The sequence below is a fragment of the Ruegeria sp. HKCCSP346 genome (assembly GCF_017872595.1).
In the GTDB taxonomy this organism is placed as follows: domain Bacteria; phylum Pseudomonadota; class Alphaproteobacteria; order Rhodobacterales; family Rhodobacteraceae; genus Ruegeria.
This window is the reverse complement of the sequence record NZ_JAEDOT010000001.1, coordinates 550,284-571,231: the sequence shown is the minus strand read 5'-3', so window position 1 is coordinate 571,231 and position 20,948 is coordinate 550,284. Positions and strand designations below refer to the sequence as shown.

The window sequence follows — 20,948 nt, the reverse complement described above, 5'->3', positions numbered from 1 at the left end:
AGGAGCTATTGATGCAAAACCTGACCCATTTCCTGAACGGCGAAATGGTCGCCGGAACGTCCGGTCGTTTCGACGACGTCTACAACCCGGCAACGGGTGAAGTTCAATACAAGTGCCCGATGGCCAGTGCAGCGGAAACCACCGCCGCGATCGAGGCCGCCGCTGCGGCCCAGCCCGCATGGGGCGCAACCAACCCGCAAAAGCGCGCGCGCGTCATGATGGCCATGGTCGGCCTGATGAACCGCGACATGGACAAACTGGCCGAAGCGCTGAGTCGTGAGCACGGCAAAACCATCCCCGACGCCAAGGGTGATTTGCAGCGTGGTCTGGAAGTGATCGAATACTGCATTGGCGCGCCGCAGATGCTGAAGGGTGAGTTTACCGACAGCGCGGGCCCCGGCATTGACATGTATTCAATGCGCCAGCCTCTGGGCGTTGTCGGCTCGATCATGCCATTCAACTTTCCGGCCATGATGCCGCTCTGGCATGTTGGCCCTGCGCTGGCCTGCGGTAACGCCGTTGTTCTGAAACCGTCCGAACGCGACCCGTCCGTGCCCCTGATGCTGGCTGAACTGTTCGTCGAAGCCGGCCTGCCCAAAGGCGTTTTCCAGGTCGTAAACGGCGACAAGGAAGCTGTCGACACCATCCTCGACAGCGAGATTATTCAGGGCGTCAGCTTTGTGGGTTCAACCCCGATCGCACAGTATATCTACAGCCGCGCAACCGCGAATGGGAAACGAGCACAGTGCTTCGGCGGTGCCAAGAACCATATGATCGTCATGCCCGACGCCGATCTGGATCAGGCCGCGGACGCGCTGGTTGGCGCTGGTTTCGGTGCGGCCGGCGAACGCTGCATGGCAATCTCTGTCGCGGTTCCCGTTGGGGAAGAAACCGCAGACAAGCTGATCGAAAAGCTGATCCCGCGCGTCGAAAAGCTAAAAGTGGGCCCCTACACCGCTGGTGACGATGTCGACATGGGCCCTGTAGTAACAGCGGCCGCGAAACAGCGCATTCTGGGCCTGATCAATTCAGGCGTCGAACAGGGTGCGAAACTGGTTGTCGACAACCGCGACTTCAGCCTGCAAGGCTATGAGGACGGTTTCTTTGTCGGCCCGCACCTGTTCGACAACGTGACGCCCGAGATGGACATCTACAAACAGGAAATCTTTGGCCCGGTTCTGTCCACCGTGCGCGCGGGTTCTTACGAAGAGGCCCTTAAACTGGCGATGGATCACGAATACGGAAACGGCACCGCGATCTTTACCCGCGATGGTGATACCGCACGTGACTTTGCCAGCCGTGTAAACATCGGAATGGTCGGCATCAATGTTCCGATCCCGGTTCCGCTGGCCTATCACACCTTCGGCGGTTGGAAGAAATCCATGTTCGGCGATCTGAACCAGCACGGCCCGGACAGCTTCAAGTTCTACACCCGCACCAAAACCGTGACCGCACGCTGGCCGTCTGGCATCAAGGAAGGTGGCGAGTTTAACTTCAAAGCAATGGACTGATCCTACAGTTTCATGACGCTTGAAGCCCGGCCCGTTCAACGGCCGGGCTTTTTGCATCTTTCCGCCGAAAAACCTGCTTTCGTCCAATCGGTCACAGGAAATTCAAGTGGTTCACTCTGGAAAAATCCAACCAACACCCATATTTTGGCGTGAACATTGTACTGAGCAGTGAACTTATCGGAGGCAACCTTGTCCCAATCTCGTATAACCCGTCGCTCTGCCTTGCTGGGCGTGGTCTCTTTGGTGGCAACACCTGCCCTTGTTCGGGCACAAAGCACGGATGCTTTCCCTGAAACGGAAGACGCGATCAGTACGCAATTGCCGGTCCGACGCAATATATCGTCCTTCTCGCAACAGAGTTGGCAGGACCATTTCGATGAATTGGGCGTTGGATGCCTGCTGGCCGACATCACCAGCCGCGCCGTCCATTACTGGGGGCCTGACGGCACCTACAAACTGTACCCAAGTTCCGTGCCCATGAGCGAAGAGCTTACCAAACGCGGGTACACGAAAGTTGTGCGTAAAACCGAATTCCCAAGCTGGACACCTACGGCATCAATGCGCGAACGTGACCCTTCGCTGCCACTTCGGATGGAAGGTGGCGATCCCGGCAACCCACTGGGAACCCGCGCCATGTATCTGGGTTGGCCTGCCTATCTTGTCCATGGCACGCACGACACGCGCAAGATCGGTCGTCAGAGCTCGTCAGGTTGCATTGGCCTGTACAACCAGCATGTCGAAGAGCTGTATCCGCTGGTAAAAGTTGGCACACAGGTTCGACTGGTCTGATCCACCCTCTCTAAAACGCAAAAGCCCCGGTCGGTCGCCGGGGCTTTCTTGTCTTCGGAAGACGGCACTTATTCCGGCAGGATTACCGCGTCGACGACGTGGATGACGCCATTGCTGGCTTCAATGTCGGCCTGTACGACCTTGGCGTCGTTCACTTTCACGCCGTTTTTGGCGTTGACGCTCAGCCGGTCGCCCTGAACAGTCAGAACCTTGGCGCGTTTGCCGGCGATATCTCCAGACATAACCTTGGCCGGTACCACGTGATAGGTCAGAATCGCGACCAGTTGATCCTTGTTTTCTGGTTTCAAAAGCGTCTCGACAGTGCCTTCAGGAAGCGCAGCAAAGGCTTCGTCTGTGGGTGCAAATACCGTGAACGGACCATCCCCTTTCAGAGTGTCAACCAAGCCTGCAGCCTGAACGGCGGCGACCAGAGTATTGAACGACCCGGCGGCAACGGCGGTGTCGACGATATCAGCGGCCTGAGCTTTGAGCGGCATAGCAAAAGCAAGTGCGGCGGCTGCGCCCATGAATGTACGACGGAACATAGCTGTCTTCTCCTCTCCAGCGTGTTATGGAAAGGGTTACGGACCTTTTGCCGCAATGGATCACTTTGGTTTCAGTTTTCTTTGAGCTGCACCCAGATGCTTTGCGCCCGCCCCTCGGCCAAGAACGGCAAGGCAACAACGGCATCAGGCCGATCCTGTTGCAGGTAATACCCCGGCCAAAGCATTGAATACGCGCCAGATTGCAGCAAGCTGTGCATTACGTACTGCTCTCCCCAGCCTGGGCAATCATAGAAGAAGCGCTTGGGATATTCGTAGGGCAAAAAAACATCGTGAACGTGGATCACCACCCCGGGATTCAGCGACGGTATAATGCGGCAGAACAGATGTGCGACATCGTTGCTCATCCGCACAACATGGCTGGAGTCGATGAACAGAATGTCTCCGGCCTCCAGCTCTGCGAATAGCGCCGGGTCAGTTTCTTCAAGACGTTTTTGTTCGAACCGGTCGACCACATGGGCAATATCGGCGCGAGGGTACGGATCAATCGCGGTAATGGTGGTATCCAAATTGCCATCGATGATTGCCTGACGGGTCACACGGGTGGAATTGCCGCATCCAACCTCTATCACGCGTTTGGGCTGAAAGCGGCGGATCATCAGATACAATGCATCCGCATCCGGGCTGTCATAGTAACCATTGCCGGTACGATAACCGGTCTGGTTGCGTGCGGGATCTTTCAGCGCCTCCAGGGCAGCTTTGTGACGCTCGTATTCCGCCACAAGTTGAGAGATGTCGAACCCCTCCATCCCTGGCGACAAAGCATAAACGGGGCGCGTCAACCCACCCGCCGCTTCGAAGGCTTCCAGCCGCGCCCGTTCATCCTGTTCCGTAACTCTGTCGACCAGTTTTACCCCCAATTCTTCAAGGGCGGCATTGATCTTCGGGAATTTTCTGGGTTTCAAGGCGCTGGCTCCGCGATCTGTGATGCAATGTTCCTTACCGTTGCGAACCGTTTCTCTGCAAGGGCAAGCCTGTCAAACCCTTGGCAAAACGGAAATTTCCGTATTCACTGACGGAACGGACAACTGTGAGGGGCCCCATGCAGCAGGAATTTACACTCGGGATCGAAGAAGAATACCTGTTGGTGGATCGTGACAGCCTGCAATTGTCCGAAGCCCCCGAAGCGCTGATGGCGGCCTGCCAAAGCGATTTCGAAGGTCAGGTCAGCCCCGAGTTCCTGCAATGTCAAATCGAGGTTGGAACCAGACCACACGCCACGGTCGCTTCGGCGCGCGAAGACCTGAAGCGGCTGCGGTCATGCGTTTCGAAACGGGCCGCCGAATACAACCTGTCCCCTATCGCCGTCTCGTGCCACCCGTTCGCCAACTGGAAGGATCAACACCACACCCGGAAAGAACGGTATGACGCGCTGCAACATGCATTGGGCGGCGTTGCCCGGCGGATGCTGATATGCGGGATGCATGTACATGTCGGGGTCGAGGACCCTGCCCTGCGTGCCGATCTAATGCCGCAACTGTCATACTTTCTTCCTCATCTTCTGGCGTTGTCCACGTCTTCGCCCTATTGGAACGGCGAGGATACCGGCCTGTCTTCATACCGGCTGACGGTGTTCGACAACCTGCCCCGCACCGGGCTGCCGCCCGTGTTCGCCAGCTGGGGCGAGTATGAACGGAACACAGGCATTCTGGTCGAGCTTGGGGTCATCGAAGACACCACCAAGATTTGGTGGGATCTGCGCCCCTCACATCGTTTCCCAACTTTGGAAACGCGGATCATGGATGTTCAACCCCGTCTGGAGCACACTTTGTCGTTGGCGGCACTGGTTCAGGCATTGACCCGGATGCTGTGCCGTCTGAAGGATCGCAACCTGCGCTGGCGGCAATATGATCGTTTCCTGATCGGTGAAAACCGCTGGCGCGCACAGCGCTACGGAGTGGGTGAAGGGCTGATCGATTTCGGCGACCGGTCAGTCAAACCCATGTCTGAACTGATCGGCGACCTCATGGGGTTGTTGGCAGAAGACACCGAAGCACTTGGCACGATGACCGAGCTTGCACAGCTCAGGCAGATTGCTGAAAACGGCACTTCCGCCACGCGCCAACGCCGTATTCATGCCGAGGCATCAGCGCGCGGTGATGATCCCGGCCAAGCCGTCGTGCGCCACCTGATCGAGGAATTTCACGCCGATCTCTGAACGTTTCCGGCTTGCGACCCGTTTCAACCGACTCATTGTTGCGCCTGCAAAATTTCTGTAAGAATTCAGAAATAAACAACCGTTCAATTCATTGCCGACGGGAGGGAGCGTCATGGATTTCGCACTCAGCGAGGAGCAAACAGCCATATTCGACATGGCGCACGCGTTCGGGCAGGAAAACATCGCCCCCTTTGCGCGCCAGTGGGAGGCGGACGGAACCATTCCCAAAACCTTGTGGCCCCAGATAGGCGAGCTTGGTTTCGGCGCGCTTTACGTATCCGAGGAAAGCGGAGGGTCAAATCTGACCCGCCTGGATGCCACGCTGGTTTTCGAGGCGCTGTCGATGGCCTGCCCCTCAGTCGCCGCCTTCCTGTCGATCCACAACATGTGCGCCAAGATGTTGGACAATTTCGCGGATGATGACCTAAAGGCGCGCATCATGCCGGATGTTCTGAGCCTGAATACGGTTCTGAGCTATTGCCTGACCGAGCCCGGTTCCGGCTCTGACGCGGCGGCCTTGAAAACCCGCGCCGAACGCACCAACGAAGGATATACGTTGAACGGTACCAAGGCGTTCATCTCGGGCGGTGGCTATTCGGATGCCTATGTTTGCATGGTACGCACCGGTCAGGACGGGCCCAAGGGGATCTCGACCGTCTATGTCGAGGACGGCACGCCGGGGCTCAGCTTTGGGGCGCTGGAACAGAAAATGGGCTGGAAAAGCCAACCCACTGCGCAGGTTCAATTCGACGACTGCAAAATTCCCGCTGGCAACCTCGTGGGCACCGAAGGCGACGGCTTCAAATACGCGATGATGGGCCTCGATGGCGGACGTCTCAATATCGCGGCCTGTTCTCTTGGGGCTGCTCAGGCCGGGCTGGATATGACCCTGCAATACATGTCCGAGCGCAAGGCGTTCGGCCAATCCATCGATCAGTTCCAGGCCCTTCAGTTCCGTCTGGCGGATATGGAGATCGAATTACAGGCGGCACGCACCTTCCTGCGTCAGGCGGCGTGGAAACTGGACAACGGCGCGCCCGATGCCACGAAATTCTGTGCGATGGCGAAGAAATTCGTAACCGAAACCGGGTCGAAGGTGGTGGATCAGTGCCTGCAACTGCATGGCGGGTACGGATATCTTGCGGATTACGGCATCGAAAAGCTTGTGCGCGATCTTCGCGTGCATCAGATTTTGGAAGGCACGAACGAGATTATGCGCGTGATCGTCGCGCGTCAAATGCTCGCCAATCGCTGAGGCCCCGATGTCAGACATTGAAATCCGCACCACAGGCCGTGCCGGTCGCATCACCCTCACCCGTCCCCAAGCGCTGAACGCGTTGAGCTATGACATGTGCATGGCCATCGACACGGCGATGCGCAACTGGCGGGAAGACGATGCCGTTGACCTGATCATTCTGGACGCCGAGGGGGAAAAAGCCTTTTGTGCAGGGGGCGACATCGCCGAACTTTATGAAACGGGCACCAAAGGAGATTATGCGTATGGTCAGAAGTTCTGGCGGGACGAATATCGTCTGAATGCCCTGATCTTCGAATATCCCAAACCAGTCATCAGTTTTCTTCAGGGGTTTACCATGGGCGGGGGTGTCGGCATCGGCTGCCATGGCAGCCACCGTGTCGTCGGAGAAAGCTCCAGGATTGCCATGCCCGAATGCTCGATTGGCTTGATTCCGGATGTCGGCGGGTCACTGATGCTGGCCCTCGCACCGGGGCGACTGGGTGAATTCCTTGGGACTACGGGCTTCAGGATGGGGCCTGCGGACGCGATCTTTGCGGGGTTTGCCGACCATTTCATCCCGCAATCGCAATGGTCTGATCTGATCGAAATTCTGGAAGCGTCTGGAAATGCGAAACTGGTGGCCGAACATGCCGAAATACCACCCAATGGTGAATTGGCAGGGGTGCTGACGGAAATCGACAAACATTTTTCCGGTGAAACTCTGGGTGACATCCTGATCAGCCTGCGCAATGACGATCAGGAATTTGCAGACAAAACTCTGGAAAAAATAATGAAAAACGCGCCGCTTTCCGTGGCCTGCACGATCGAGATGCTGCACCGTCTGCGTGGCCCCTCTCTGACCATGCGGCGCGCGTTGGAGATGGAATACCGCTTTACCCACCGGGCGATGGAGCATAGTGATTTTCTGGAAGGTATCCGCGCGCAGATCATAGACAAAGACCGCAACCCGAACTGGCAGTTTTCCGATACGGACGTCCCCCTAGTGGCCGTCTCGAAAATGCTGCAGCCATTGGGTGCGGACACCCTGACATTCGAGGAGGACTGAGAGATGCAGATCGGGTTCATAGGGCTGGGAAACATGGGGGCGCCCATGGCGGCCAACCTGGCAAAGGCTGGCCATCAGGTTCTCGGATTCGACACGGCCGGTGTTGTCGTTGACGGGGTGACTCAAGCCGATACCGCGACAGAAGCCGTCGCCTCTGCCGATGCAGTCATAACCATGCTGCCGAATGGCGCCATCCTGCGGGCCGTTGCAAGTCAGATCATTCCCGCCATGGCGAAGGGTGCCGTGCTGATCGATTGCTCGACAGTTGACGTGGACAGTGCACGCGCAGTCGCGGAACAGGCCAGCGGCGTCGGTCTGATGTTCGTGGACGCACCGGTTTCGGGGGGTGTCGGCGGCGCGGCAGGTGGCACCCTGACATTCATGGCCGGCGGGTCAGACGACGCATTTGCAAAGGCGGCTCCTCTGTTCGACATCATGGGGCAGAAAGCGGTTCACTGTGGCGAAGCCGGAGCCGGCCAAGCCGCCAAGATCTGCAACAACATGATCCTCGGAGTGACCATGATCGCCACGTGCGAGGCCTTTGCCCTGGCCGACAAACTGGGTCTGGACCGCCAAAAGATGTTCGATGTGGTAAGCACCTCATCCGGATACAGCTGGACAATGAACGCCTATTGCCCTGCCCCGGGCGTTGGCCCGCAAAGCCCAGCCGACAATGACTATACTCCTGGATTTGCAGCCGAGTTGATGCTGAAGGACCTGCGCCTCAGCCAACAGGCCGCAACCAGTGCGGATGCGGATACACCGATGGGACAGGCCGCGACTGCTCTTTACGAGCAATTCGTCGAGACCGAAGACGGCAAGGGACGCGATTTCAGTGCCATGTTGCCACGGTTCGAAAAACGCGGACGTGAATAAGACAACTGGCGGCATCTTGCCCAACGATTTGACAGATATTGGGCAAGTGACCATCTAGGCAGTCATGAACAAATGGCCCCGGCTGGCCAAATCGCAAAGGAAGGCGACATGACGAGATTCTTGGTGACGACGGCAACTCTGGCGGCTTTGGCCCTTTCCCCGGTTGGCGCGGCGGCAAAGAACAAGGCCGGGCATTGCCCTCCGGGTCTGGCCAAGAAATCCGTTCCCTGTGTGCCGCCTGGTCAGGCTAAGAAAATCTACCGAGATGGAGACTTCATTACCAACGACTACCGTTGGATCAATGACCCCTATCGCTATGGGTTGAACCGAAACTATTCATATGTCCGTGCAGGTGATTACGTGTACCGGGTCGACCCCGAGACGCGCAAAGTCCTGAACCTGATCGGCGCGATCGCAGATATTCTGAACTGAGGCCGCGTCTGGGCAGTTATTCTGCCGCGACGCGCGCGCCCTTCAGCATCGGCTTCAGGTATCGCCCGGTGTGGCTGCGTTCAACATCGACTATGTCTTCCGGTGTTCCGGTGGCGACGATTTCGCCACCGCCATCACCACCTTCAGGTCCAATGTCGATGATATGATCCGCGGTTTTGACCACATCCAGATTATGTTCGATCACCACGACAGTATTGCCCTGGTCGACCAATTCATGCAGCACTTCCAACAGCTTGCGCACATCTTCGAAATGCAGACCCGTGGTCGGCTCGTCCAGAATATAGAGCGTCCGCCCGGTTGATCGTTTCGACAGTTCCTTGGACAGTTTCACGCGCTGCGCCTCACCACCCGACAGCGTGGTCGCCTGTTGACCCACCTTGATATAGCCAAGACCAACGCGGGCCAGCGCATCCATCTTGTCTCGGATCGAGGGCACGGCCTTGAAGAACTCCTGCGCATCTTCCACCGTCATATCAAGCACATCCGCAATGGACTTGCCCTTGAACTTGATCTCGAGCGTCTCGCGATTGTACCGCGCGCCCTTGCAGGTTTCGCAGGTGACATAGACGTCGGGAAGGAAGTGCATCTCGATCTTGATGACGCCGTCCCCCTGACAGGCCTCACAGCGGCCGCCCTTCACGTTGAAGCTGAAACGGCCCGGCTTGTATCCCCGCGCTTTCGCCTCGGGCAGCCCGGCGAACCAGTCGCGGATCGGGGTGAAGGCCCCGGTATAGGTTGCCGGATTCGATCGCGGAGTCCGCCCGATCGGGCGCTGGTCGATATCGATGACCTTGTCCAGATGCTCCAAACCCTTGATGGTCTCACACGGCGCAGGCGTTTGACGCGCGCCATTCAGGCGCATCGAGGCGGTCTTGAACAACGTCTCAATCGTCAGGGTCGACTTACCGCCACCAGATACCCCCGTGACACAAACGAACTTGCCCAAGGGAAACTCGGCCGTCACGTCTTTGAGGTTGTTACCCGAAGCCTTTACGACCGTTACCTTTTTCTTGTTCCCCTTGCGCCGCTCGGCGGGCACTGGAATCTCGCGTACGCCCGACAGATACTGCCCCGTGATCGAGGCCGCGTCCGCAGCGATCTGCTCGGGCGTGCCGTGGCTGACCACCTGCCCGCCATGCACACCCGCACCGGGGCCAATGTCGAACACATAATCGGCTTCGCGGATGGCTTCCTCGTCATGTTCGACAACAATCACGGTGTTGCCCTGATCCCGCAGATTCTTGAGCGTACCAAGCAACCGGTCATTGTCACGCTGGTGCAAGCCGATCGAGGGCTCGTCCAATACGTAAAGCACCCCGGTCAGGCCTGATCCGATCTGGCTTGCCAGACGAATGCGCTGACTTTCGCCGCCTGACAGGGTTCCACTTGAACGAGACAGCGTAAGGTATTCCAAACCAACATTATTCAGGAATCCCAGCCGCTCGCGGATTTCCTTCAGAATGGCCCGGGCGATCTCATTCTTCTGAGCGCTCAGATGGTTCGGAGCATCCTCGATCCAGGCAAGCGCTTCGCGGATGGACATTTGCACCACCTGACCGACATGCAGTCCCGCGATCTTCACGGCCAAGGCTTCGGCGCGCAGACGATACCCTTCGCAGGTGCCGCACGGGCGGTTGTTTTGGTACCGTTCGAATTCCTCGCGTATCCACGCGCTATCCGTTTCGCGATAACGCCGTTCCATATTCGGAATCACGCCTTCGAAGCTGCGTGTCACCTGGTACACGCGTCCGCCCTCGTCATAGCGGAACTGGATCTCCTCATCGCCCGAGCCCCGCAGGAACACCTGCTGCACTTTGCTGGGCAGGTCTTTCCAGGGCGTGTTCTTGTCAAACTCATAATGACGCGCGATGGCCTCGATGGTCTGAAGGAAATACGGCGACTTGCCTTTCCTCCACGGCGCCAGGGCCCCGTCATACAATTTCAGTGTCTGATCCGGCACCACGAGACGCTCGTCAAAGAACAGCTCGACCCCCAAGCCGTCACAATCCGGGCAGGCTCCGAATGGCGCATTGAACGAAAACAGGCGCGGTTCAATCTCGGGGATAGTGAAACCACTGACCGGGCAGGCAAAATTCTCGCTGAAGGTAATTCGTTCCGGCTCTCCTTCTCGTGGGGCGGTTTCCAGAATCGCGATTCCGTCCGCCAGATCCAGAGCGGTGCGCAGGCTATCGGCCAAACGCGTTTCCATGCCTTCACGAACAACCAGGCGGTCAACCACAACGTCGATATCGTGACGGAACTTCTTGTCCAATGTCGGGGGCTGATCCAGCTCGTGGAACTCACCATCCACCTTCACGCGCTGGAACCCCTGCTTGCGCAGTTCCAGAAATTCCTTCCGGTACTCACCTTTGCGGTCGCGCACGATCGGAGCCAGCAGATACCCCCGCGTGCCCTCCTCCATCGCCATGATGCGGTCGACCATGTCCTGCACCTGTTGCGCCTCGATCGGCTGGCCGGTGGCCGGGCTGTACGGCGTGCCTGCGCGGGCAAAGAGCAGACGCAGATAGTCATAGATCTCGGTGACGGTCCCCACAGTCGAACGCGGGTTCTTCGAGGTCGTTTTCTGTTCAATGGAGATCGCCGGAGACAGTCCACTGATATGGTCAACATCGGGCTTTTCCATCATGTCGAGAAACTGCCGCGCATAGGCGGACAGGCTTTCGACATAACGGCGCTGACCTTCGGCATAAATCGTGTCGAACGCCAGCGACGACTTCCCCGAACCGGACAGCCCGGTGATCACCACCAACTGATCCCGAGGGATATCGACATCGATGCCTTTGAGGTTATGCTCGCGCGCGCCGCGCACCTCTATATTCTTCAGCTCAGCCATTTCCGGCCCCCAACAAACAAGTGGTTTAGAGATAGGCGAGCTTGCCCGAGTCTCCAACAGAAAAGTTAGAACATTTAGTGAACGTACAGGTTTTCGCCGACCAAATCAAACGATGGGCATGGAATCGAACAGCTCGATGCCTGGCTATCTGGCGGATCCATGATCTTGAGGAGAAAATGGCGCGGTTGACGGGGCTCGAACCCGCGACCCCCGGCGTGACAGGCCGGTACTCTAACCAACTGAGCTACAACCGCGCATCTATTTCATGGCCTTTATCCTGGACCAAGGTTGGCAGCGATGGCGCGGTTGACGGGGCTCGAACCCGCGACCCCCGGCGTGACAGGCCGGTACTCTAACCAACTGAGCTACAACCGCCCGCTGCATGTTCATTGCTGAACGTTTGGGTGTATTATGGCCACGGTCGGGCAGCGTCAAGCGGCGTTTTGCAGTTTTTTGTCAGAATCCAGTTTTTTGTTTGCTTGCTGTTTTTTGCCCTCGCGAATTGTTCAATTTCCCTTGCAGCGCACCCCCGCGGAAGATATGACCGCATGTCATGGGTGATTAGCTCAGTGGTAGAGCGCTTCGTTCACATCGAAGATGTCAGGAGTTCAAATCTCTTATCACCCACCATCCCTTTTTCGGATTTTCGCTTGGAACCAGCGGGCTTGCCATGTCGCGCGTTCGGCGGCTATCGTGCCCTATTTGGCCCGATTAAAGGCCACACACTAAGGCTGAGGTCACCATGACGGGGTTAAAGCGCGACATCGGCCTGCTGGGACTGACCTTCATTTCAGTCGGAGGAATCATCGGTTCGGGCTGGTTATTCGGCCCCCTTCTGGCCGTTCAGCATGCAGGGCCCGCGGCCACGATCTCGTGGATTATCGGCGCGGTTGCCATGTTCATTTTGGCCATCACCTTCGCAGAGATTTCCGCCATGCTGCCCATTCCCGGAGGGATCGCGCGCGTGCCTCAGTTTTCGCATGGCAATATCGTTTCGATGGCCATGGGATGGACCGCCTGGATCGGCTACAACACCACGGCGCCCATCGAAGTCGAGGCCATGCTGAAATACCTGGCGCCGTATGCGCCTTGGTTGCATACGGCCGAGACAGGTGATTTGACCGGGGCGGGTATTTTCGTTGCGCTGGTTTTCATGCTGCTGTTCGTCGCGGTGAATGCGCTTGGGGTCAAGTTCTTCACGCGCGTCAATGCTGCGCTGACCTGGGCCAAGATCGCCATACCAGTTGTCCTGTCCATTCTGCTTGTCGCAAGCCGGTTCAACATCGAGAACTTCACCCAGCCGGATGGGTTTGCGCCCTACGGCGCGCAGGGAATCATGGCCGCCGTTTCCACCGGGGGCGTTATTTTTTCATTCATCGGCTTTCGCCATGTGGTTGATATGGCTGGCGAAGTTCGAAATCCAAAATTTGCAATTCCGGCCGCATTGGTGTTGTCGATTGTTCTTTGCGCCATCATCTACCTTGGTTTGCAAGTGGCCTTCATCGGTGCGCTGGACCCATCCATGCTGTCCAAAGGATGGGCACAGTTGAGCTTTGGGGGCGAAGGACCACTGGACGCCGTCATCATGTCTGTCGGGCTGGTCTGGTTTCTGAGCCTGCTGAATGTCGGATCCGTGATAGGCCCCTTTGGAAACGGGCTGGTCGCAACCGGGTCAAACGCCCGTATCGCCCTCGCCCTTTCAAAAAACGATTTTCTGCCCAAACGGTTGCAGGTTTTGTCGTCATTCGGGGTTCCGCTGTGGGCGCTGGGGCTGAACTTTCTGATCGGAACGGTTTTCCTGCTGACAGTACCCTTTACCACCGTCATTGCCCTGAACGGTGCGGCCATCGTCTTGTCATTTGCGGTCGGGCCCATAGCCGTGGTTTGCCTGCGAAACCTTATGCCAGATCATCCCAGATCGATCCGAATACCGGCCGTGCGACTTGTCGCGCTGTCCGCTTTCGCCATCGCCACGCTGATCGTCTATTGGAGCGGATGGGACACGGTCTGGCGGCTTGGCATCGCGCTGATTGTCGGGAAAGCTCTGTTGCTGATCCGGTTCCGAGGACGTTTGGACGAAATGGACGTTACCGAGGCCCTGTGGCTTGTGCCTTATTTCTCAGGCCTTGGGCTGATCTCATTCCTTGGGCAATTCGGAGCCGGTTCGTTGAAGCAGATCCCGTTTGGGTGGGACCTTCTGCTTTGCATCCTGTTTTCGTCGATCATTTTCGTTCTTGCCGTCCGCTCGGCGCTGCCATCGAAAAAGTTCAATGAATATATAGCCGAAGAAGAAATACTTGATCCAAAGCAACCCGTCATTGGATTGTAAAAAAGGCAGGGCATTCGCCCCGCCTTTTTCATTCGCTCAATCTACTTAGTGTGCCGTGGCCGATGGCCCCGTCGCCTCTGACGAGGCTGCTGCGGCAGCGGCGGCCTCCTCGGCGGCTTCGTCCCATTCAACCGGCTCCGGTGTACGAACCAGAGAATGCTCAAGAACCTCCGAGACGTGCTTGACCGGGATGATTTCCAGCCCTTCCTTTACGTTATCCGGGATATCCGCCAGATCCTTTTCGTTTTCCTCTGGGATCAGGACCGTCTTGATACCACCGCGCAACGCAGCCAGCAGTTTCTCCTTCAAGCCGCCAATCGGCATTGCGTTCCCGCGCAACGAAACCTCGCCCGTCATGGCGATATCCTTGCGTACGGGAATGCCCGTCAGAACCGATACGATCGATGTCACCATCGCCAGACCCGCTGACGGACCATCCTTGGGCGTTGCGCCATCCGGCACGTGCACATGGATGTCGATCTTGTCGAACTGAGGCGGTTTGACTCCGATCTTGGGAGAAATCGACCGCACATATGACGACGCCGCATCGATGGATTCTTTCATCACATCGCCCAGCTTGCCTGTCGTCTTCATCCGACCTTTGCCGGGCAGTTTCAACGCCTCGATATGCAACAGATCGCCCCCGACCGAGGTCCAGGCCAGACCGGTCACGACACCAATCTGGTCGTCCTGCTCGGCCAGACCATAGCGGAACTTGGGCACACCCAGGAACTCATCCAGATTATCCGGCGTCACCGTCACAGTGTCCGCCTCTTTCTTGATAATCTTGGTCAGCGACTTTCGCGCAACCTTGGCGATTTCACGTTCAAGGTTCCGCACACCGGCCTCGCGGGTATAGGTACGGATTATCTTTTGCAGCGCCTCATCGGTCAGTTCGAATTCCTTGGCTTTCAGGCCATGGTTTTTGACCTGCTTGGCGATCAGGTGCTGTTTGGCGATCTCGCGCTTTTCGTCCTCGGTATAGCCGGCCAGTGGGATGATCTCCATCCGGTCCAGCAAGGGCCCGGGCATGTTGTAGCTGTTGGACGTGGTCAGGAACATCACGTTCGACAGGTCATATTCCACCTCCAAGTAGTGGTCCATGAACGTGTTGTTCTGTTCCGGGTCCAACACTTCCAACATCGCCGAGGCCGGGTCACCACGGAAGTCCTGCCCCATCTTGTCAATTTCATCGAGCAGGATGAGCGGGTTGGTGGTTTTCGCCTTTTTCAGCGCCTGAATGATCTTGCCGGGCATCGAACCGATATAGGTCCGGCGGTGGCCGCGGATCTCGGATTCGTCGCGCACCCCACCCAAGCTAATGCGAATGAACTCGCGCCCCGTGGCTTTGGCGACCGATTTACCTAAGCTGGTCTTGCCCACGCCCGGAGGGCCGACAAGGCACAGGATCGGGCCTTTCAGCTTTTTCGAACGTTGCTGAACGGCGAGATATTCGACGATCCGCTCCTTGACCTTTTCAAGGCCATAGTGATCGGCGTCCAGAATATCCTGCGCACGACCCAGATCCTTTTTGACGCGGGATTTGGTGCCCCACGGCAAAGACAGAATCCAGTCCAGATAATTGCGCACCACGGTTGCTTCGGCTGACATGGGCGACATGTTCTTGAGCTTCTTCAGCTCGCCTTCCGCCTTCTCGCGCGCTTCCTTCGACAGCTTGGTCTCGGCGATCTTGGCTTCCAGTTCGGCGATCTCGTTCGCGCCGTCCTCGCCATCGCCAAGCTCTTTCTGAATGGCCTTCATCTGCTCATTCAGATAATACTCGCGCTGTGTCTTCTCCATCTGAGATTTGACGCGAGTCTTGATCTTTTTCTCGACCTGCAAAACCGACATTTCGCCCTGCATCAGGCCATAGACTTTTTCAAGCCGCTCGCTGACGCTGAGTGTTTCCAGCAGGTCCTGCTTTTGTTCGACCTCGATGCCCAGATGGCCCGACACAAGGTCGGCCAGCTTTGCCGGCTCGGTGGTTTCACCCACGGCCGTCAGCGCTTCTTCGGGGATGTTCTTGCGCACCTTGGCATAGCGCTCGAACTCGTCCGCAACGGTGCGCAACAGGGCTTCGGTCGTGGTGACGTCACCCGGGATTTCGGTCAGATATTCCGCCCGTGCTTCGAAAAACAATTCGTTTTCAAGAAACTCGGTGATCTGCACGCGCGCCTGCCCTTCGACAAGCACTTTGACGGTGCCGTCGGGCAGTTTCAGCAGCTGCAACACATTGGCCAGAACACCGGATCGGTAGATACCGTCCTCATCCGGGTCGTCTACGCCGGGATCGATCTGGCTGGACAGCAGAATTTGTTTGTCATCCTGCATCACCTCTTCCAGCGCGCGCACCGATTTGTCTCGGCCCACGAAAAGCGGCACGATCATATGCGGGAACACCACGATATCGCGCAGCGGCAGGACGGGGTATGAGGAATTCAGAGGCTCTTGCATGCTCTATCCTTATCGTTGGCAAGACGGCGCTTGTCCCTCATCGAGGCAACATCCGGCCATCTCCTGTCTTGGACGATAAAGGTGGGGCCTCATCGCCCTTTTTCAACCTTACCGCCATGTATCGTGTCGCAGCATGAACCGAGGTTTTCGGGACTGCAAGATGTCCCGGGAACATATCCACCGAAATTAGTGCGACATGCATATGCAATGCGCATATTCACTATCAGAACACCTGCTGCACCGCCCGGGACTGAAGAAAACCGCGGCCACCGAGGTTGCGGCATTCCAGACCTTTCGTGGAAGAGGCGCAGGTAAATCCTCCGAACCGACCGGTGACACCGTATTCCGCACGGTCAAATCCGTCCCGGTTCCGATTCAGCGGCTGGCACAGCATTTCCACGGGACCGGTGTCGAACATCTGAAAATCATGCCCCCCAGTCAGATTGACAGTTCGCGGGGCGCGGCAACGCCGGAGGGCCGTATCTTTTTATGATCGTGCACCGAATGTCCGAGGACTCGGCGCCTTCGCCCACCGAGCACTGAGTGTTTTCGGATGGGGTTTCAAAGGTCCAGACATCTGCAATTGCAGGGCTTGTACAAAAAAATGACTGCGCCGAGGAAAAGGCGGAACATCAACAGTTCTCCGGGTCACATACAAAAACAACTTTGAATAAAGTTGTTTCAGAATACCCGAAGACCCCGCAATTGTCACCTGAACGGACAGGTTACAGGGGCTCGATATCGCCCTGCGCGCGTTGCGCGTGGAACGCGGCCTGCCACGCCTCAAATGAGCCTTCAGCGATCGCGTCCCGCATGCCCTGCATGATTTCCTGAAAGTAATGAAGGTTGTGCCAAGTCAGTAACATGCCCGAGATCATCTCGTTGGCGCGAAACACATGGTGCAGGTAGGCACGTGAATAGTTCGAACAGGCCGGGCAAGAACAGTTTTCATCCAGCGGGCGTGGATCGTCCGCATGACGCGCGTTCTTGATGTTCACGACGCCATGGCGCGTGAACACCTGACCGGTACGGCCCGAACGCGAGGGCAGAACGCAATCCATCATGTCGATCCCACGCGCCACTGCTCCGACTATGTCATCCGGTTTGCCAACGCCCATCAGGTAACGTGGCTTGTCCTTGGGCAGGAAATCAGGCGCATAATCCAGACAGTCGAACATGGCCTCTTGCCCCTCGCCCACTGCCAGACCGCCAACGGCGTAGCCTTCGAAACCAATCTTCTTCAACGCTTCGGCGCTTTCTTCCCGCAGGTCCCGCTCGAGACCACCCTGCATGATTCCGAACAGAGCATGCCCCGGACGATCCCCAAAGGCGTCACGGGACCTGTCGGCCCAACGCATCGACAAACGCATGGATTCGGCGATCCGGTCGCGATTTGCAGGCAATGCAGGGCACTCGTCAAAGCACATCACGATGTCGGACCCCAGTAGGCGCTGAATTTCCATTGATCTTTCTGGCGTCAGCTCGTGCTTCGATCCATCAATATGGGATTTGAAGGTCACACCCTTTTCGGTCAGCTTGCGCAAGCCGGCCAGCGACATGACCTGAAACCCCCCCGAGTCCGTCAGGATCGGTCGGTCCCAGTTCATGAACCTGTGCAACCCGCCCAAACGGTCAATCCGTTCGGCGGTGGGGCGCAGCATCAGGTGATAGGTGTTGCCCAGCAGGATGTCGGCCCCGGTGGCCCGGACGCTTTCCGGCATCATCGCCTTGACCGTCGCGGCGGTACCAACTGGCATGAAGGCAGGTGTCCGCACCTCGCCACGCGGAGTGTTGATCACACCGGTGCGCGCCTTGCCGTCTGTGGCCTTGAGCTTGAAAGAGAATTGCTGGATCATGTTATCGCCTCGGATCGCCGAACCGGGCAGGATTTGCCCGATCCGATCGGTCTTTGCAACCCGTCAGGGCAAGGATGCAACGCGGTCAGTAAACAGACGCACGACCCCCGCTCCATCCACATCACGACAAACACGAACTGCGGGACGATCCCGGTCAGGTTGCGTCGCACCTATCCGGTCGCCTTCCGTCACTACACGCAGCCCGGTTTCGACCACGTCGAACATGGCCCCGTGCGAACAGGCGATCACAGCGGTTGAATCATGCAGACCGCACCCTTCCAATCCGCCGATTTCTTTATAGAATTTCAGATAAAACCGAGAGATATCACGCAGAAAAGATCCCATGCCGGGCGATTTTTGAGCCAGCGCCTCGAAATCCGCGGTCTCGTAAAGTGTTTTCAGGGTAACGTCCAAACCAACCAGCACGGTCTCGGGCGGTGCGGAAAAGACCGCATCCGCGGCAACCGCATCGTGATAAATGTTGGCTTCTGCATGGTCGGTAACGTTGCCCTTGCAGTAGACGGCACCGCCCATGATCACCAACCGGCCGAGATTTCCGGCAAATTCCGGGTCCAATCGCATGGCGTTGGCAATGTTGGTCAGCGGTCCGACCGCACACACGACCAATTCGTTTTTGTGCTTCCGGGCCATTTCGGCCAGAAACTCTGCGGCAGGAAGATCATGATTCCGTCCGATCTCGGGTATCTCGGTCAGATCGCCAAACCCTTCGGGACCATGGACATGGTCCGATGGGACGTGCTTGTCAGCCCCCAACGGGAAAGGCGCGCCTTCCGCCACCGGAAGGTCCAGGCCCAGCTTGTCCAGCAGGAAACGGGCATTGCGGCTGGACTGATGAACATGCGTATTGCCGAACACCGTGGTCAGGCCGATCAGGTCAAATTCAGGCGCAGCGGCGGCATAGGCAATCGCCATGGCATCGTCGATGCCGGGGTCTGTATCGATTATCAGTTTCATTCCCGCCCGATACCGCAAACAAGCCGGGATGCAAAGCAGTCACAGCAGTTCGGTTCAATGCTGAATTCCCGTAGTGAGGCGTTTGCATCCGCCAGCTTTCCCTCCATACCAGAGTTGAAATCGAGCGACTCAACCATATATGTATACCATAGTACACAATAAAAAGAGGACAGAATGACCGAAGATCAGATCATCGGACTGCTTTCGTCAAACATTATTTACCTGCTGGCCGCCGTGCTGGTGGTCATCGTTATTTTCAAGGGCATCAAGATCGTTCCGCAATCCGAAAAATACGTGGTTGAACGGTTTGGCCGCCTGCATTCGGTGCTTGGCCCCGGCATCAATTTCATTGTTCCGTTACTGGACGTTGCACGCCACAAGATCTCGATCCTTGAACGCCAGTTGCCGAACGCGACCCAAGACGCGATCACCAAGGACAACGTGCTGGTGCAAATCGACACCTCTGTCTTCTACCGAATTCTCGAACCGGAAAAGACGGTCTATCGTATCCGCGACGTTGATGGAGCGATTGCAACCACGGTTGCCGGTATCGTTCGTGCCGAGATCGGCAAGATGGACCTGGACGAAGTGCAGTCGAACCGTGCACAGTTGATCACACGCATTCAGGAAAGCGTCGAAACAGCAGTGGATGATTGGGGAATCGAAGTGACCCGGGCCGAGATTCTGGATGTGAATCTGGATCAGGCCACCCGCGATGCCATGCTGCAACAGCTAAACGCAGAACGCGCCCGCCGTGCGCAGGTGACCGAAGCCGAAGGCAAAAAACGCGCCGTCGAATTGCACGCCGATGCTGAGCTGTACGCAGCGGAACAAACCGCCAAGGCGCGGCGCATTCAGGCCGAGGCCGAGGCATACGCGACAGGCGTCGTCGCCAAGGCCATTCAGGACAATGGCATCGAGGCTGCGCAGTATCAGGTTGCGTTGAAACAGGTTGAAGCCCTTAATGCATTGGGCAACGGTTCCGGCAAGCAGACCATAGTTGTGCCCGCCAATGCTCTCGAAGCCTTTGGTGACGCGTTCAAAATGCTCAAAGGAGGTAGATGATGGCTGATCCCTTTTGGCTGACTTGGTGGATCTGGCTGGCCGCCGCGCTGGCTCTGGGGATCCTGGAAATCGTTCTGCCCGGATTCATCTTCTTGGGCTTTGCGATCGGGGCCGCGATCACCGGTCTCATCCTTGTCATCCCCGGTCTGACACTGTCATTGCATGTGATCGCGCTGATCTTCGCAGTTCTTTCGTTGATCGCATGGCTAGTCCTGCGCCGGCTTTTTGCCTTGCCGCATGGTCAGGTCAAAACCTTCACGCATGACATCAATGACTAAGACACAGTGACGCTCACCCGAGCGTCACGCCCCTACTGGACGCTGTTGCAGGTATTCCCTATATAATCACTCAGGCAACTGACCCGAGGCAAAGATGACCCACCCGAGCGAACAGTTTGAAGGCACCCCGCTGATTGCGCCGTCAACGATTGAACACCCGCTGTACGAGGCAGTCGTCGAAGCGTGCCGCACGGTTTACGATCCGGAAATTCCGGTCAACATCTATGACCTGGGCCTGATCTATACGATCGACATTTCTCCGGACAACGCCGTGAAGGTCATCATGACCCTGACGGCACCCGGGTGTCCGGTCGCGGGCGACATGCCTGGCTGGATTGTCGAGGCGATTGAACCTGTTGCGGGCGTCAAGGAAGTCGATGTCGAACTGACCTGGGAACCGCCCTGGGGCATGGAAATGATGTCAGATGAGGCGCGCCTGGAATTGGGCTTTATGTAGCCATCAGGCACTTGCCCTTCCAACTGT

At 57.3% G+C, this 20,948-nt stretch carries 18 protein-coding genes and 3 tRNA genes; 12 read left to right on the top strand and 9 right to left on the bottom strand.

All coding sequences use genetic code 11. The features are described 5' to 3' along the window. Window positions 1-11: 11 nt before the first annotated feature. Both I9185_RS02810 and I9185_RS02805 read left to right on the top strand, forming a co-directional pair. The gene (locus I9185_RS02810; protein WP_171632733.1) at window positions 12-1,511 is read left to right on the top strand and encodes a CoA-acylating methylmalonate-semialdehyde dehydrogenase; all 1,500 of its coding nucleotides are present in this window, start codon (window positions 12-14) and stop codon (window positions 1,509-1,511) included. A 189-nt stretch (window positions 1,512-1,700) separates the two neighbouring features. Next, window positions 1,701-2,300: a L,D-transpeptidase gene (locus tag I9185_RS02805; RefSeq protein WP_210092305.1), complete on the top strand. Its 600-nt coding sequence runs from the start codon at window positions 1,701-1,703 to the stop codon at window positions 2,298-2,300. A gap of 68 nt (window positions 2,301-2,368) precedes the next feature. Here I9185_RS02805 and I9185_RS02800 read toward each other — a convergent pair whose 3' ends face one another. Next, window positions 2,369-2,845, bottom strand: a complete 477-nt coding sequence (locus tag I9185_RS02800; protein ID WP_152457864.1) for a fasciclin domain-containing protein — start codon at window positions 2,843-2,845, stop codon at window positions 2,369-2,371. Between the two features lie 71 nt (window positions 2,846-2,916). After that, complete coding sequence (locus tag I9185_RS02795) at window positions 2,917-3,768, bottom strand: class I SAM-dependent methyltransferase (protein ID WP_210092304.1); 852 nt, start codon at window positions 3,766-3,768, stop codon at window positions 2,917-2,919. A 137-nt stretch (window positions 3,769-3,905) separates the two neighbouring features. Here I9185_RS02795 and I9185_RS02790 point away from each other — a divergent pair, with 137 nt between their 5' ends. From I9185_RS02790 to I9185_RS02775, 5 genes are all read left to right on the top strand, one after another. Beyond that, window positions 3,906-5,021: a carboxylate-amine ligase gene (locus tag I9185_RS02790; protein WP_171632742.1), complete on the top strand. Its 1,116-nt coding sequence runs from the start codon at window positions 3,906-3,908 to the stop codon at window positions 5,019-5,021. A 112-nt stretch (window positions 5,022-5,133) separates the two neighbouring features. Further along, window positions 5,134-6,276, top strand: a complete 1,143-nt coding sequence (locus tag I9185_RS02785) for an acyl-CoA dehydrogenase family protein (RefSeq protein ID WP_171632745.1) — start codon at window positions 5,134-5,136, stop codon at window positions 6,274-6,276. A gap of 7 nt (window positions 6,277-6,283) precedes the next feature. Beyond that, window positions 6,284-7,324, top strand: a complete 1,041-nt coding sequence (locus I9185_RS20335) for an enoyl-CoA hydratase/isomerase family protein (protein ID WP_245223397.1) — start codon at window positions 6,284-6,286, stop codon at window positions 7,322-7,324. Window positions 7,325-7,327: 3 nt separating this feature from the next. Further along, window positions 7,328-8,200 carry a 3-hydroxyisobutyrate dehydrogenase gene (mmsB, locus tag I9185_RS20330; RefSeq protein ID WP_245223395.1) on the top strand — a complete coding sequence of 291 codons (873 nt, stop codon included), beginning with the start codon at window positions 7,328-7,330 and terminating at the stop codon, window positions 8,198-8,200. A gap of 108 nt (window positions 8,201-8,308) precedes the next feature. After that, entirely contained in the window at window positions 8,309-8,632 is a 324-nt protein-coding gene (locus I9185_RS02775; RefSeq protein ID WP_210092303.1) for a hypothetical protein, read from the top strand. A gap of 16 nt (window positions 8,633-8,648) precedes the next feature. Here the strand turns inward: I9185_RS02775 and uvrA are convergent, their stop codons facing one another. The 3 genes from uvrA to I9185_RS02760 form a co-directional block, all read right to left on the bottom strand. Beyond that, window positions 8,649-11,507 carry an excinuclease ABC subunit UvrA gene (uvrA, locus tag I9185_RS02770; protein WP_171632757.1) on the bottom strand — a complete coding sequence of 953 codons (2,859 nt, stop codon included), beginning with the start codon at window positions 11,505-11,507 and terminating at the stop codon, window positions 8,649-8,651. Window positions 11,508-11,684: 177 nt separating this feature from the next. After that, window positions 11,685-11,761, bottom strand: a tRNA-Asp gene (locus I9185_RS02765). Window positions 11,762-11,805: 44 nt separating this feature from the next. Continuing rightward, window positions 11,806-11,882: transfer RNA gene (locus I9185_RS02760), tRNA-Asp, on the bottom strand. A 180-nt stretch (window positions 11,883-12,062) separates the two neighbouring features. On the opposite strand from I9185_RS02760, the gene I9185_RS02755 reads away from it, so the two are divergent. Beyond that, window positions 12,063-12,137 (top strand) — tRNA-Val (locus I9185_RS02755). 112 nt (window positions 12,138-12,249) lie between these two features. After that, on the top strand, window positions 12,250-13,836 hold the full coding sequence (locus I9185_RS02750) for an APC family permease (RefSeq protein ID WP_210092302.1): 1,587 nt from the start codon (window positions 12,250-12,252) through the stop codon (window positions 13,834-13,836). Window positions 13,837-13,881: 45 nt separating this feature from the next. On the opposite strand, the gene lon is transcribed toward I9185_RS02750, so the two are convergent. The 4 genes from lon to I9185_RS02730 all read right to left on the bottom strand — a co-directional run bounded on the left by lon (window position 13,882) and on the right by I9185_RS02730 (window position 19,121). Further along, complete coding sequence (gene lon, locus I9185_RS02745; protein WP_210092301.1) at window positions 13,882-16,290, bottom strand: endopeptidase La; 2,409 nt, start codon at window positions 16,288-16,290, stop codon at window positions 13,882-13,884. Between the two features lie 223 nt (window positions 16,291-16,513). Then, entirely contained in the window at window positions 16,514-16,708 is a 195-nt protein-coding gene (locus I9185_RS20325; RefSeq protein ID WP_245223394.1) for a hypothetical protein, read from the bottom strand. 307 nt (window positions 16,709-17,015) lie between these two features. Further along, the gene (gene tgt, locus I9185_RS02735) at window positions 17,016-18,146 is read right to left on the bottom strand and encodes a tRNA guanosine(34) transglycosylase Tgt (protein WP_210092300.1); all 1,131 of its coding nucleotides are present in this window, start codon (window positions 18,144-18,146) and stop codon (window positions 17,016-17,018) included. A gap of 63 nt (window positions 18,147-18,209) precedes the next feature. Continuing rightward, entirely contained in the window at window positions 18,210-19,121 is a 912-nt protein-coding gene (locus tag I9185_RS02730; protein ID WP_210092299.1) for a nucleoside hydrolase, read from the bottom strand. A 174-nt stretch (window positions 19,122-19,295) separates the two neighbouring features. On the opposite strand from I9185_RS02730, the gene I9185_RS02725 reads away from it, so the two are divergent. The 3 genes from I9185_RS02725 (at window position 19,296) to I9185_RS02715 (ending at window position 20,921) form a co-directional block, all read left to right on the top strand. Further along, entirely contained in the window at window positions 19,296-20,186 is an 891-nt protein-coding gene (locus I9185_RS02725) for an SPFH domain-containing protein (RefSeq protein ID WP_171723352.1), read from the top strand. Continuing rightward, window positions 20,186-20,464 carry a hypothetical protein gene (locus I9185_RS02720; RefSeq protein WP_171168340.1) on the top strand — a complete coding sequence of 93 codons (279 nt, stop codon included), beginning with the start codon at window positions 20,186-20,188 and terminating at the stop codon, window positions 20,462-20,464. The genes I9185_RS02725 and I9185_RS02720 overlap by 1 nt, the downstream gene beginning before the upstream one ends. Before the next feature lie 94 nt (window positions 20,465-20,558). Beyond that, window positions 20,559-20,921 carry an SUF system Fe-S cluster assembly protein gene (locus I9185_RS02715; protein WP_152457849.1) on the top strand — a complete coding sequence of 121 codons (363 nt, stop codon included), beginning with the start codon at window positions 20,559-20,561 and terminating at the stop codon, window positions 20,919-20,921. Window positions 20,922-20,948: the final 27 nt, after the last annotated feature.